General features: G+C 40.6%; 1 protein-coding gene. It reads left to right on the top strand.

Annotated elements, in window-relative coordinates; all coding sequences use genetic code 11:
- Window positions 1–253 (top strand): tetratricopeptide repeat protein (locus D0T60_RS18485; RefSeq protein ID WP_163219963.1); only part of this gene is annotated, 253 nt, incomplete at its 5' end.
- Window positions 254–653 lie beyond the last annotated feature (400 nt).

Genomic DNA, 653 nt, shown 5'->3' with positions numbered 1-653 from the left:
AAATAATGCTGCTGCCTTATTAATCAGCAATGAAGAGTACCAAACGGCACGACGCTTACTGGAAAAGGTATCTCCACAAAGCCCTTCGGTTTGGAATAACTTGGGAGTAATTGCCTTGCAACTGGGTGAGCTGGATAAAGCAGAAGAGTTACTTAATCAGGCAGCACTGGTAGGACTGAAAGAGGCGGTGCATAACTTGGAGGAAGTAAAGAAGAAAAGGGAAGACGATAAGAAATTGAAAATTGAAAATTGAAAATTGAAAGTTGAAAATTAGGATGCTGCATAGAACTCCTCACCCCTTCGGGGAGAGGTGCCCGTAGGGCGGAGAGGGGAATTAAGACACGGAAGCAGGACTATTCAGTTCCAATCTATCTCTTTATCAATTGCCGTCTGCTTTAGCTGACGGACTATGAAATCTTTATGCAACCAAGGCTTTAGCCAAACAGATCATTTGGCTAAAGCCAGAGAAAAGAAAGAAATACCCTGAACCGTCAGCTAAAGCAGACGGCAATTGATAGAACTTAACAACTCTCCATTTGGGAGGAAAAAGATTAAATATTGAACATTGAAAAATAAATGAATCGTAATATCTACATATTGATTTTATTAACTCTTCTCTTCATTTCTTGTGCCACTACCTCGCACAAGCACTT

Origin of the sequence: Bacteroides sp. 224, assembly GCF_010500995.1 — a bacterium.
GTDB lineage: Bacteria > Bacteroidota > Bacteroidia > Bacteroidales > Bacteroidaceae > Bacteroides.
Note: the sequence above shows the minus strand (reverse complement) of the source record. Positions and strands in the feature narration are given on the sequence as shown.